14 protein-coding genes are annotated in these 12,412 nt (G+C 59.2%); 9 read left to right on the forward strand and 5 right to left on the reverse strand.

The features are described 5' to 3' along the window. Positions 1-260: 260 nt before the first annotated feature. From CR152_RS32520 to CR152_RS32540, 5 genes are all read left to right on the forward strand, one after another. Positions 261-1,208 carry a helix-turn-helix domain-containing protein gene (locus CR152_RS32520; protein WP_099883128.1) on the forward strand — a complete coding sequence of 316 codons (948 nt, stop codon included), beginning with the start codon at positions 261-263 and terminating at the stop codon, positions 1,206-1,208. Beyond that, positions 1,205-1,477, forward strand: coding sequence for a helix-turn-helix domain-containing protein (locus CR152_RS32525; RefSeq protein WP_099883130.1), 273 nt, complete (start codon positions 1,205-1,207; stop codon positions 1,475-1,477). The genes CR152_RS32520 and CR152_RS32525 overlap by 4 nt, the downstream gene beginning before the upstream one ends. Positions 1,478-1,566: 89 nt before the next feature. Beyond that, positions 1,567-1,830 (forward strand): hypothetical protein, encoded by a 264-nt coding sequence (locus tag CR152_RS32530; RefSeq protein ID WP_208640328.1) that lies wholly within the window; start codon positions 1,567-1,569, stop codon positions 1,828-1,830. Next, positions 1,830-2,390 carry a hypothetical protein gene (locus tag CR152_RS32535; protein ID WP_099883134.1) on the forward strand — a complete coding sequence of 187 codons (561 nt, stop codon included), beginning with the start codon at positions 1,830-1,832 and terminating at the stop codon, positions 2,388-2,390. The genes CR152_RS32530 and CR152_RS32535 overlap by 1 nt, the downstream gene beginning before the upstream one ends. Next, positions 2,377-2,730, forward strand: coding sequence for a hypothetical protein (locus CR152_RS32540; protein WP_099883136.1), 354 nt, complete (start codon positions 2,377-2,379; stop codon positions 2,728-2,730). The genes CR152_RS32535 and CR152_RS32540 overlap by 14 nt, the downstream gene beginning before the upstream one ends. Positions 2,731-2,871: 141 nt before the next feature. On the opposite strand, the gene CR152_RS32545 is transcribed toward CR152_RS32540, so the two are convergent. Continuing rightward, positions 2,872-3,591 (reverse strand): helix-turn-helix transcriptional regulator, encoded by a 720-nt coding sequence (locus CR152_RS32545; protein ID WP_099883138.1) that lies wholly within the window; start codon positions 3,589-3,591, stop codon positions 2,872-2,874. A gap of 172 nt (positions 3,592-3,763) precedes the next feature. On the opposite strand from CR152_RS32545, the gene CR152_RS32550 reads away from it, so the two are divergent. The 4 genes from CR152_RS32550 (at position 3,764) to CR152_RS32560 (ending at position 9,787) form a co-directional block, all read left to right on the forward strand. Further along, the gene (locus CR152_RS32550) at positions 3,764-4,708 is read left to right on the forward strand and encodes an alpha/beta fold hydrolase (RefSeq protein WP_099883140.1); all 945 of its coding nucleotides are present in this window, start codon (positions 3,764-3,766) and stop codon (positions 4,706-4,708) included. 455 nt (positions 4,709-5,163) lie between these two features. Then, entirely contained in the window at positions 5,164-5,625 is a 462-nt protein-coding gene (locus CR152_RS33545) for a hypothetical protein (RefSeq protein ID WP_157778906.1), read from the forward strand. An 11-nt stretch (positions 5,626-5,636) separates the two neighbouring features. Next, positions 5,637-6,701 carry a tyrosine-type recombinase/integrase gene (locus CR152_RS32555; protein WP_157778907.1) on the forward strand — a complete coding sequence of 355 codons (1,065 nt, stop codon included), beginning with the start codon at positions 5,637-5,639 and terminating at the stop codon, positions 6,699-6,701. Positions 6,702-8,587: 1,886 nt separating this feature from the next. Beyond that, on the forward strand, positions 8,588-9,787 hold the full coding sequence (locus CR152_RS32560) for a sensor histidine kinase (protein WP_099883144.1): 1,200 nt from the start codon (positions 8,588-8,590) through the stop codon (positions 9,785-9,787). A 260-nt stretch (positions 9,788-10,047) separates the two neighbouring features. On the opposite strand, the gene CR152_RS33550 is transcribed toward CR152_RS32560, so the two are convergent. Genes CR152_RS33550 through CR152_RS34615 form a run of 4 tightly spaced genes read right to left on the reverse strand, consistent with a single transcriptional unit; the run spans position 10,048 to position 11,713 of the window. After that, positions 10,048-10,413 carry a response regulator gene (locus tag CR152_RS33550; protein ID WP_157778908.1) on the reverse strand — a complete coding sequence of 122 codons (366 nt, stop codon included), beginning with the start codon at positions 10,411-10,413 and terminating at the stop codon, positions 10,048-10,050. Next, on the reverse strand, positions 10,391-10,882 hold the full coding sequence (locus CR152_RS35150) for a sensor histidine kinase (protein ID WP_099883152.1): 492 nt from the start codon (positions 10,880-10,882) through the stop codon (positions 10,391-10,393). The genes CR152_RS33550 and CR152_RS35150 overlap by 23 nt, the downstream gene beginning before the upstream one ends. Further along, positions 10,863-11,369, reverse strand: coding sequence for a PAS domain-containing sensor histidine kinase (locus CR152_RS32575; RefSeq protein WP_229413882.1), 507 nt, complete (start codon positions 11,367-11,369; stop codon positions 10,863-10,865). Before CR152_RS32575 ends, CR152_RS35150 begins: the two co-directional genes overlap by 20 nt. Next, a complete protein-coding gene (locus tag CR152_RS34615; RefSeq protein ID WP_229413883.1) occupies positions 11,342-11,713 on the reverse strand; it encodes a PAS domain-containing protein in 372 nt (123 codons plus the stop codon). The genes CR152_RS32575 and CR152_RS34615 overlap by 28 nt, the downstream gene beginning before the upstream one ends. Positions 11,714-12,412 lie beyond the last annotated feature (699 nt).

A 12,412-nucleotide genomic window follows, 5' to 3' on the forward strand; every position in this document is an offset into this window, starting at 1 on the left:
AAGCCCGCGCCGGTACTGCGGCCGAAGAAATGCGCCTGCGGGAAGAACGCGTTTGCCAAGCAGTTGGCCCAATACGGCAAATGCGTCCAGTGCGTTCGCGCGGCCCAGGCGGGCGGTAGCGCCGAATGACATCCGATGAGTGAACCCAGACTTCTTGGCGGCACTTGTCGCCCAGGTCGCCCAGCAGAGACTGCGTGGCCAACACCGTATCGAACCCATGGCGGGCGGCGCGCCGTTCTGATGCAGCACATAGGATTCAAATGAGTATTAGTTTAATGACAGCAGCATGGAAGTCGCCGTTGCCGTCGGGGCAGAAATTTGTGTTGATCGCGCTATGCGATAACGCCAACGACCAGGGCGAGTGTTATCCGTCGATCGCGACGATAGCGTACAAATGCAGCATGGGCGAGCGTACCGTTCAGGGCCACATCACGGCCTTGGAAGCGCTCGGCATCCTTCGGCGCGAAATGCGGCGTGGCCGCAGCACGAATTACCACATCTATTCGGCCCATTTCGACGCCCCCGCAGAATCCGCACCCCCGCAGAATCCGCACCCAACCCCCGCAAAATCTGCACCCCCACCCCCGCAGATTCTGCCAAAAACCCCCGCAGATCTCGCACCCATAACCACCAGTAAACCATCAATTGAATCATCAGTTAACCGGAACACGGCAACCGGTACCCGTTTGCCCAAAGATTTTGCACTTCCGAAATCATGGGGTGACTGGGCGCTGGCGAAGTTTCCAGATTGGACCGAAGACCATGTTCGCGAGGTGGCTGCGACGTTCCGGGACCACTGGGTGCCGATGGCAGGTTCCCGTGGCGTCAAGCTCGAATGGGAAGGCCCGTGGCGCAACTGGTGTCGCAATGCCCGAGGTCCGGAACGCGCGACTGGCGCGCGGGCCAGCCAAGCTTGGTGGGCGTCGGACGCCAGCGTCGCGGCCGAAGCTGCGCGGCTGGGACTGCAACCGGCGCAAGCCGGCGAGTCCTCCCTGGCGTTCAAGGGCCGGGTGCAGGCTGCGATCGACAACGGCGGGGTCCCGCCGGCACCACCGCGCCAGAGCCGCGTGGGAATCATCGATCCGACCGTGGCGCCTCCCCGCGCCAAAAAAGGAATGCCGGCCGGTGCCGTGGCCGGCATGAAAGCGATTTTGAAAGCATCACGAGCACGAAAAAACCAACCTACCACCGATGAGGACGACGTATGAGCACCACCACCACCGATAGAAAATTCGTGACGATCGACGTCAACAACCCGGCCTACAACGTTGGCGAGCTGCTCGACACTGTCATGGCGAAGCTCGCCGTCAAGAACGACGCCGCCCTGTCGCGCGAACTGGGCGTCTCCCCGACGATCGTGAGCAATATCCGGAACGTCAAGGTCGCGTTGAGCGCGGCGATGATGATCCGCATCCACGACGTAGCGGACATGTCGATCACCACGATTCGCAGCTTCCTCATCGCCCCGCCCAAGTGAGCTGCGAGTTCTGCGCGGCGCCGTCGGGCCGCTTCAATGCCCACCGGGAATGCTGCCGAGTCCGCCTTTTGGCGGGCACCCCGCAGCATGTGCGCCAGGTCGCTTACGACCAGGTCAGGCGCGAGGACGGCGAAACGGCGCTGGCCGGACTCAAGGCGAAACTGCGTGCGGAAGTGCAGCGTCAGCGCGAGCTGGCCTATGCGCAAATGGAAAACCGTCTCAACCAGGAGGCGGCCATAGGGCGGGCGGCCGCAACAGCACTGCTTACGAAAATGAAAGACGAAAAAATGAACGTAGCACCGCTTGAGCGCGCGAATGCACGCCGGCAGGAATTTTTGCTGGAGCACGCATAATGGCCAGCAAACACGGATCGCCGAAGCGTCGCGTCAAGGCGTATCGCGAGAAAAAGTGTGCTGTCGGCGGCGGCCTGCAGGTGATCGCCGCCGGCGTATCCCGGCATGACATGCGCATGATGAATGCGTTGCCGATCGAGGGGGAAGAGGCGACCCTCGTTTGCGTAAAATATTGGCGTGCATTCGAGGATATCAAGCTGGGCGATGCAACCGAGACGTCGTATGTCTATCTCTGCACGGCTATGAACATAACGCTCTGTCTCGCCGAAACGGGCATTGGCGAAGAGTACGTTCCGGAAATGATACCCGCCCTGGAGGCGATGGCGCGGGCGGCGAAACGCGGCGCCAGGACCGGCCAGTACCGGCTCGACGGGCCGGGCATGGACGCGGTGAGCAATGCGCTGGCGATTCACGAGGCGCAGTGCGCCGTTGCGACTCGAGAAGACCTGTTCGCCGCCGAAACGATGATCGCCGCAAGGATCGCCGCTGGCCAGGTCCACCAGACACCGGCCAAAACCCACCGGCGAGCGCCTGCAGGAGCTGGGCATGAAATTTCCTGAGAAAAATTCACGCAGCGAGCAGATCCTGAAAGCATTCCTCAAGGGGCCAATGACGATCTACCAGGGCGCCGAGGTGCATGGCGATTTCGTCACGCGCAAGCTCCCGGCCGGCATCGACCACTGCAAGATGGTCGAGCTTTACTGCGATCTAGTCGAACGCGGCTGTCTGATCCGCGAGGGGATCAAGTACAAACTGACGACACGCGCCCGGCATCAGCTCGAAAAGGAGAACGCACCGGAAGCGCCGCGCTCGATCGTCCCGCCGCGCGTGCGCAACTTCTTCGCCAAGCCCCTGTTCCTCGGCTATTCGCCGGCGTTTCCTTGGCGCCGCGCGCTTTAAGGGCCGAGCTCAGCATTCGAAAAAATAGCATGTTAAGGTGACAGCACCGCCGTCCGACCGTCCGGTTTCGCCCCAAAGCCGCCATTGGTGAATGAAAACGCTAGGCTACTGTTGCTCTAGCTAGCAGTGCTCAGAACTAGGTCAACGAGGAAAATCACGAATCGGGGAGACGCCATCTTCGAATAGCACACGCCGTCGGCGAAACGGTGTGCCCAAGATGCATTCCGGTTTGCTGATCCGGTCCATTCGAAAATGACGGAAGTCCTCGCGCGCGGGATCCCAAGCCACTAAATACCAGAGCGGAGGCAAGATTAGCATGGCTTGCGGTTCGACAAGGCGGCTGGTTACGCCCCCTTTTGCGTCGCGATATTGGAAACCTAGGTGCAGCCGCTGGAGAAAAGCTTGCTCAAACGCGGGCAGCAGGGCAGGCTCCATCGCTTCCATATTTGATATATCCACCAGTGGTGAAAGCTGCCCGACATACAGGCAATCCAGAAACCTGCGCAGGTCGCGCACGTTGTCGGACGGCAGAGCCTGCTCAATCTTAGCCAGCCCGGCATCTGCAAGACCTGAAAAAGGTATATTCATGGCGGCTCGCATAGATGCGACGCTGATCAGCAGCGCAAACACCTCGGCGACCGAGAGGCGCGGCGTGGTCTGAACCGATTGCAGATTAAGTTGCAGGCCACCGCCGCGACCCGGTTCGGAATATATGACGAAGCCCTCATCGCGCAGCGCGCTGATGTCACGCAACACCGTACGCCTAGATACGCCAATCTCCTCCGCCAAGGCTCCGACTGTCGAAGTACTGTTGCGGCGAAGGCTGCGTACGATGGCGTCATGTCTAAGGCGAAGATTCATGTCTCATCCTACCTTTTAATGGTGCCAGTATTTGGCACCATTGGATTTTAATATGTCAATGGCCGTCGAAATTGCCGCGCACACCCATTAAATTTTAGAGCGGGAAGAGCGGGCACTCCAAAACGGAATGAGTCGCTTGTTCACCCGCGACGATCACATAAAGGAAATACCAATGTCAACCACAAACAATTTTCCCAAGCCTACGTTTATTCCACTCAATGGCGTGGTACTGGAAGTCTTTGAAGCAGGCCGCGAAAACGGTGGCGATCCCATTGTTCTCTGTCATGGCTGGCCAGAGCACGCCTTCACTTGGCGCCATCAAATTCCGGCCCTTCTCGCGGCGGGCTACCATGTCATCATCCCCAACCAGCGGGGCTACGGCAACTCGTCCTGTCCGACCGAAGTGATGGACTACGACATCCGAAATCTGTCGGGCGATCTTGTCGCTCTTCTCGATCACTATGGATACCAGAATGCGACCTTCGTTGGTCATGACTGGGGTGCAATGGTCGTTTGGGGCTTGACCCTGCTCTATCCGGACCGCGTAAACAAAGTGATAAATCTGAGCCTGCCTTACCAGGAGCGTGGCGAAAGACCCTGGATCGAGGCCTTGGAGCAAATCTTGGGCAGCGACTATTACCTTGTCCATTTCAATCGAAAGCCGGGTGTCGCGGACGCTATATTGGACGAGAATACGTTCCGGTTCCTGCGCAATCTGTACCGGAAAAGCATGCCACTGAAAGAGGCCGAGCCGGGCATGGCAATGATCAATCTGGCCAGAGCAGAAACGCCACTTGGCGAGCCTTTGATGAGCGATAGCGAGTTAGCCGTTTTCGTCTCCGCCTTCGAAAAAACTGGGTTCACGGGCAGTATTAACTGGTACAGGAATCTCGACCGCAACTGGCACCTATTGGCGGATGTGGACCCTGTCATCCAACAACCTACGCTCATGATTTATGGGGACCGTGATGTGGTCCCTAAATCAGAAAGACTGGCGGAGTTCGTGCCCAACGTGGACGTGATCAGTCTGGATTGCGGTCACTGGATCCAGCAGGAAAAGCCAAACGAAACCAACCAGGCGATATTGAATTGGCTGGCACGGCAGAGTTTAACCTGATCGTAGGGCCGGTTCAAGGGTGCTCTCTGGCCTAGCCGGAGGGCGAAATGGCACGCCGAAAGCTACCAGTGACCGGTACGCCGTCAAGCGCACGAATACCTATGCTGAGGAAATCCACGAGCGTATGCGGCGACTAAAATCAACGCAAATGCCGCCGCCAAAACCATCTCTTTTTCGCAGCGTCAGTCATATCGCCAGTCTCCCTTCACTTTGCGAACTAACCATTCCACATCCCAAGTGGCCGCTATTGGCGAATGGCGGCTCTTGGCCGAAAGCAGTTTGTCGGAAAGGGTATTTTAGACCATTTCCTTCACCTCCCAAGATGCTCAGCTGTAATTTTTGAGCTCGGTGTACTACTTTTCCAAATTTTGTGTTTGCCCCTTGAAGATAAAAATCTAAGTTAATCATTAACCGGCTTTAGACTGCCCCGCGAATTGACCACGGAGGCAGGGCAGATGAAAAATCGGGATGTAGTAGCGGAATATTGTGACGAGTGGGTGCGCTGGTGCGAGACGCGCAGTTTTTACATGCGGCCGGCGACCAGCGGGACCCTTGGGCGCCTGCAGCCGGCCAAGGTGGGGAAGGAGCCGAACGCTCGCAACCACCCTGACATGCAGTATTTCAACATGGCGATCCATACGCTTGCCGACATGAAGAAATGGAAGGGCAAGTTCCTGGCTTTCAAGGCGTATTACGTCGGCGACGCCGCGCTGGCCAAGCAGGCGGCCGCCGTGCTCGGCATCAGCGAGCGTACCTATTATTACCACGTGAAAAGCTTTGGGCACGCCGCCTACAGCATGAGCCACAGCATCAAGAAGGCCCACGAAGCGATGGCCGCGCCGGCGCCGGCGCTGTCACCGGAACCGCCGCCGGCGCCGATGCTGCACAAGCTCGGTTCGTTCATCCCCCCAGCCTGACCGGGGGCAGCATGTCCAGCACCCTGTTCAAGGTTGGCAAGTATTACCACTACCGCTTCCGGCTCGCCGGTGGCGCGCGGCGCCAGCGCACCACCCACGAGGTGAACCACAAGCGCGCCCACGCGATCATGTCCAAGGCGTACGCCGATGCCGTCCTGCTCGCGAGCGGCATGCAGCCGGTCCCGACGCTGGAGGAATTGATCGAGCAATGGGAGGACCTGCGCGCGCCGATCGCCAGCAAGTCGCATCGCCGCGGGATCGACGTTTTCAAGCGCCGGCACCTTCACGGGCTGGGCCAGCTGCTGATTAGCGATCTCGGCACGGAGATCATCGAGAAAGCGCGTAACGCGCACTTGGCCACGCGCAAGTCGGCCACCGCGAACCACTGGCTGCGCAAGCTCAAGCTGCTGGTGAACTGGGCCGTCAAGCGCAAGATCATTCCCAAGCTGCCGTGGGACGTGCCCATGCTGTCGGTCCAGAAGATCCCGCGCGCCACCTTGCCCACCACGTCCACCGACGACTGGCTGGCCGAAATCGACAAGGCGACCATGCGCTCGCCGTCTGTCGCCATCGCTGTGCGTCTAATGTACGGCCTGGGCCTGCGCGAGTCGGAAGCGGCCAGCGCCTGCTGGGAGTGGATCGACTGGGAGCGGCGAACTTTCACGCCCGGCATCACCAAGGGGAAAGAGGCGGTCCCAGTGCCGATGCCGCGCTGGCTGGTTGCATACCTGGCGCCCGAACGACGACCGCAGGGCCTTATCGCGCCAGGTAAGCAGGGCAGGGAGCTGCCGGATGGGTTCGCCCGATACGCGATGCGTCGCGCCAACGCCGCCACCTCTCTCACCGGCATCACGCCCCACCGCCTGCGCGGCACCTGTGCCACGCTCATGTCGGAGGAAGGCACGCCCATTCAGACCATACAGGCCATCATGCGCCACAAGGACCCCAAGACCACGATGGGCTACCTAGAAGTGAACATGGACATCGCAAGCCGCGCGCAGGACCGGATCGAGGACAAGATCTATGGCGGGCGGAAAATGGGCGACGGGCGTAAAACCGGCCCTAGCGGCGCTTGACTCTCGTGACAACACCCAATCCTCAGTATCAATCTGCGGCCCTTCGTCGCCTCGAAGACATATCGCCGGTTTCGCGCCCGGTTGCGACGGCTGGCCAGCGTCGAAATGCAACCGGATCGGCGCCACCGGCCGGCATGTTCCACGGGTGCGCAGTCGTTCATTCCGCAGCGCCACGAGTGCCAAATATCCTTATAAAAATCAACGAGTTACACGCGCATCGCCACGCCGCGCCGAGTAGCTGCGGAACCAGCTCGCGACTAGGCCATTCGGCCAAAATTCAGGCCCTGTTGAGGGTCCCCAAAAGTTACACACAAGCAGGTTACCAGAAAAGTTGCGCCGGCCTTTTTGTGTAACCTCACCCCGATTCATGTAAGTGTTGCCCTTATGCAAGTACCAGACCTTCACGGCGTTCACCTCGACTATTCGACAGCGCAAGCCGCCATCGCCCGCCTTCCCCAACAGCTCGCAGCAGAGGCTAGCGAGGCGAACCGTTACTACCAACTCTGGCAGACCCAGGTGGCGTGCTCGACCCCGCACCCTGCGTGGCCCGACTGGAGGCGTTCGCGCGAGGAATCCGCTGATCGATCTAGAAATGCCTCCACGTTAGATCATTGACGCGGCGGCGGGGTCGGCCGTTGGTAGGCGTTCCCGCACACGATCAGCCTCATCAGGGTCATCCGAACGACTCGTTTTTACGTATAAGTCTTGGGTGGGCCACATGCGCAATGCTGACAGAAGGAGTAAAAATGACAATACGATGCGTAATATGTATTTTCAAGGGTTCAAGTAGCCACTACATCGAGGTCAATGCAAACAACCTTCATCAAATAGCGCTAGTGATGCCAGGGACAATAGTTAGTTACGAAATACAAGAAATTGTTGAATTAGTCGAACCAATAGCAGTGAATGATGCGGACCTATTCGCGCAGCTAAATAGTATTATTTTTGAAACGTTATCATTTGAAAAGCTAATTCTTGGCAACAAATAACTTGTGTATCGCAAAGTCGCTAGTGACGGTCCGTCGCCCGGCGTTCGCTGGTCGGTGCTCTTCGCGTAACGGCTAAACGACGTGACCAAATATAGGTGGAAGGGGGAGCGCGCCGTTCCCGCCGGACTCCCCCCATAAGAAATACCAACTCACGCCCTTGAGCCTGCGAAAGCTCGAGCATCACGAAATTTGTAATTGTTGATCGCTCGGGCTCGGGATTTTGCGCAATGCTCCAGACAACGCCTTGGAGCATCTGCATTCGCTCGAAATGTGGTTTCCCGCCCGCAGACCTGAATAACGCCGCGAGCAATTGCGCGTAGTGGGTGGCCCCGAGAGTGTTTGACGTGCCCGTAAAATTCATAAGAGTACTTTTTGGTGGTTTTGCAATTGGGAAAAATATTTTTCATGGGCATAATTTAACGTTATGCGGATGCTTTGTGGCTTGTGAACGAAGCCAGCGCTGCTTCGTCGCCAACAAACACTTGTAAGACCCTCCCGTGCCGGCATTCTCGGGGATCGAAGGGCCGATTCGCCAAGCTCACTCTCTCTTGCCGCTATATCGACGGCCACGCTTGAGCGATACCTACAGAGCTTATAAAAGTGACAGTGATAGCAGCTAAACCTCCCCTTATATCGCCTTCAATGAAATCTGAAAAGGAAATTTACCAGAATATTCGCCAACATGTCGCAAGGACATTGAGTGTCCGTAAATAATGAATGTAAGTATTACTATGTGGGCAATTACCTACACGCACGGAGGAAAGACGCTGACAGTTGATCATAGTTTTTTGTAGTTTAATATTTAGAATAAATTTCCATTAATGGCATGCATTATTTCTAGATTAGATTACATTGGCACATCAACGCTGCGGACTATAAGAATACAAGGAGGAAACTATGATTTCTCACAAGTCATTAGAGGCAGCGAACGATTCGACTAACGTCAACCCTCTCAATTTGACACCGCAAAAGGGTGAAATATTTCCTTGGAGATTCGCTGATCGGCGAGCGGCTCTTCGCATTCCCCTAATCAAGCGTTTGCCGGTTGCTGCGTTTTGTTGCGACTTGCAGGGGGCAGTGATCAGTTATAACGACGCTGCCGCCGAGCTGTGGGGCCGACTTCCCAATCCGGACGAAATTGGCCAATGGGGTGGGGCTCATGCAATGTTTGATCTCGAAGGGCGTATATTGTCTCGGTCCAGTTACCCTGCGGCACAAGCTGTAGCCTGCGGTCGCGACCTAGAAGCCATGGAGCTTTGGCTGGAGCGTCCAGACGGGTCGCGGCGGCGCGTCGAGGCCCATCCCAAACTTGCGCGGGGCCCCCAAGGCAGCGTTGGGGGCGCGCTGTGCTTTTTGATCGATACTACCGAACGCGAGCGCCTGGCCGAGGAGCTCAGACGCGCCGACGATGACCGGAATGCCTTTCTGTCCTTGCTGGCCCACGAGCTGCGCAATCCCCTTTCGCCCATCCTGAGTGCTGCGGGCGCCATGAAAATGGTTTCCACCGACTCGCAGATTTGTAAGATGGCAGAAGTCGTCGAGCGCCAAGTTAAACTGCTTTCGCGATTTGTCGGTGATCTCTTGGACGCTTCTAACCTTGCCGAGAACGGAATCTTGCTACGCCTCAAACCGGTGCCTCTATCCAAAGTAGTCGACACGGCGTTGGACGCCCTTTCGGCAAAGGCCCAGTCCCGAGGGCAAAATGTCAGCGTTGATTTCGAAGCGCGGGACAAGACGGTCTTTTGTGACCCGGAGCGCGTTTCGCAGGCGCTCGCCAACGTCCTTCTCAACGCCAGTGAGTTCACCGATAAGCGGGGCAGCATTGCACTGCGAATAAAGGTGGACGGCACGCTGATGGAGGCGGAGGTCGAGGACAGCGGCATCGGCATCGCGCCTGGACAACTCGAGACGATCTTCAAGCCCTACACCCAGTTCGCCACCCACAGGGATAGGCTACGGGCTGGAGCTGGGTTGGGCCTAGCTATCGCCAAGGACATTTGCGAAAGGCACGGCGGTCTGATCATTGCTACAAGCGGCGGAACCGGCCAAGGCAGTCGGTTCCGCCTCATCCTCCCAATCGTCCGGGATGAGGATTAAGCTGCCACCTGCACCGTCTTTCTCATTGTTTTGCCATTAGTGCAACCCGCTGCTTTGCCGTCGTCCAATTGAATCGGAGTCAGGGCGCTGTGGGATTACGCGCGGAAACCAGGACTTCATCCGATCCTTTGTCGGGTACTATAAAATCAAATTATTCAGCCTAACCATTCGAGAGGCGCAAAAAAAGGATCCTCAGCCTGACGCAAGTCCGCGCTGGCCCCGCAGCCTTTGGACAAAGGCGGGAGGGCCTAGGGGGCTGCTCACCCCGGCCGAGAGCGCGGGGCGATCTCGGAGAGCAGCGCCAAGAGCTCCCCGAGATTGGCGGGCTTCACGAAATAATGATCGAAGCCTGCCGCCAAGGCTGCTGCACGTCCGTATTCCTTCCCTCGGCCGGTCACCGCCACCAAGGTGGCCGACGCGGCGCGCGGAATGGCCCTGATCGTCTGGGCTAGCTCATTGCCGTCCATCCCCGGCAGCCCGATGTCCAGCAGAAAAACGTCGATGTCCTCCTCTGCGGCGCGCGCGAGAACGCGGAAAGGATCCCACTCGACCCGCACGCGATGTCCGCCTTCCTCCAACACCATGCGCAGCATGCGCGCCGCGTCAAAATGGTCGTCGATAACCAAGATGTCCAGCGCGCGGGCCGCGGCCGCCGGAGCGAATGCCGGGAGAGGCTCGGGAGCGACGTCCTGCGGACCCGCCAAGGGCAGTTCGATGACGAAAGTGGACCCAGCGCGCGACCCCGCGCTGTGGCGGACACCGTTCCTCCGTGAAGGCTGACCAAGCTCTTGACGAGCGAAAGCCCCACCCCAAGCCGCCATGCGCGCGCTCCGACGAGCGTTCGCCCTGCGTAAACAGTTCGAAGACATGCGGCAGCAGGGCCGGCTCGATGCCAACGCCATTGTCCCGCACGCTTATCGTCGCCGCGACGCCATCACATGCCATCGAAAGCTCCACGCTCCCCCCCGGTGGAGTGAACTTGGCCGCGTTTTGAAGCAGATTCGCTACTGCCTGCACCAGCCGATTTGCGTCGCCGCGCGCCACAACTGGCGCGTCTTCGGTCCCGAAGGCGAAGCTATGCCCGCGCGCGGCCATAGTTGGGCGGCCTGCTCGACGGCGTCGGCCAAGACTTGACGCAGGTCGATCGGCTGGATTCGAGGGCGATCAGGCCCGTGTTGAAGCGAGAGACGTCGAGCACGTCGTTGATCAGGCTGGCCATGTGCTCGGCTTGGCGCGCGACGATTGCCGCAGCCTTGCGGGCGCTTGCGTCACCAGCGCTGCGGACCTTTAAGATTTGGGCGGCCGAGATGATCGGCGCCAAGGGATTTCGCAACTCGTGAGCGACCATCGCCACGAACTGGTCTTTGCGGCGGTCGGCGAAGCGCAACGCCTCCTCGGCGCGCTTGCGCTCGGTCACGTCGATCGACACGCCTTGGATGCGGGCCGGGCGGCCGTCGTTCCCCGCCACCACCGTGCCGCGTACTTGTAGCCAGATCAGGTTTCCGTTGTCGAGGCGGTTGACACGGATCACATCCTCGTAGGTCCCCAAGGAGGCTAGGGCTGCGTCTCGACGGACGGCCATACTTGCCAAGTCGTCTGGGTGGACCGAGCGCCAAACGGCACCCACATCCGTCCAGTCGCCGCCCAGCACTGCGACGGCGTTGTCGAAAAGACCGTCCTGTCCGTCAACAAGTCCCAGTCCCAAACGACCATACGCGCAGCGAGCATCCCCTGCTTCAAGCGGGCCTCGCTGGCCTCGCGGGCGGATATCGCGGTGCGGCGTTCAGTGACATCGAAACCCTCGACAAAAATGCCCGTGGTTCTACCGTCGGCGCCGAACAGAGGCTGATACACGAAGTCGACAAACAGGGCCTCGGGTGGTGCGCCGGCTTCGCGCCGGATTGACAACGGCACGTCGCGAGCCACAAAGGATTTCCCATCGGTACACCTCGTCAAGCTTCTCAAAGAATCCTTGTCCCTCCAAGTCCGATAGCGCCTCGCGCGCCGACTTCCAACGCAGATCGCGCCCGCCCACCAAGCGTGAGAACTCGGCGTTGGCGAACTCGAAAACGTGGTCCGGTCCATCGAGGATACACATGAAGCCCGGGGCCTGCCCGAACATCATCTGCAGCCGCTGCAGCTGGGCCGTTTTGAGCTCATCGGCGCCACGTCGCGCCCTCGCCGCGTCTTCGGCCAAGTGCAGGTACTGGATGGCTTTAGCGGCGGAGGCGGCGCGCGCCTCCGTGACGTCCTCGCAAACCGCCATAACGCCCGCAACGCCCGCTCATCGAGCAAGGCAGCGCAGGCGTATGACCAGACGATGGTATGGGGAACGTCATCTTCCGAGGACAGCTCCGTTCGGTCCGCGCAGCCCGACATCTCCCTGCCGGCCATGATCGCATCGACTTGCGCCGCGACCTTCCCTGACGGTGGCCCGGCCCAATGGACGAGCGATGCCAATTGCCCATAGGCATGGTTGTGCAGCTGAATGAGGCCCGCGCCCCACCAGATGACAGTGGGATGGTGGGAAGCTAGGGCCATGCGCATGGCCGTGTTGAGCACAGGCGGCCACGCCGCCGGATCCCCCAACGCGACAGGGGAGAATTGGCGGCAGTTAATCGGCCG

This window comes from Massilia violaceinigra, from assembly GCF_002752675.1.
Classification (GTDB): domain Bacteria; phylum Pseudomonadota; class Gammaproteobacteria; order Burkholderiales; family Burkholderiaceae_D; genus Telluria_A; species Telluria_A violaceinigra.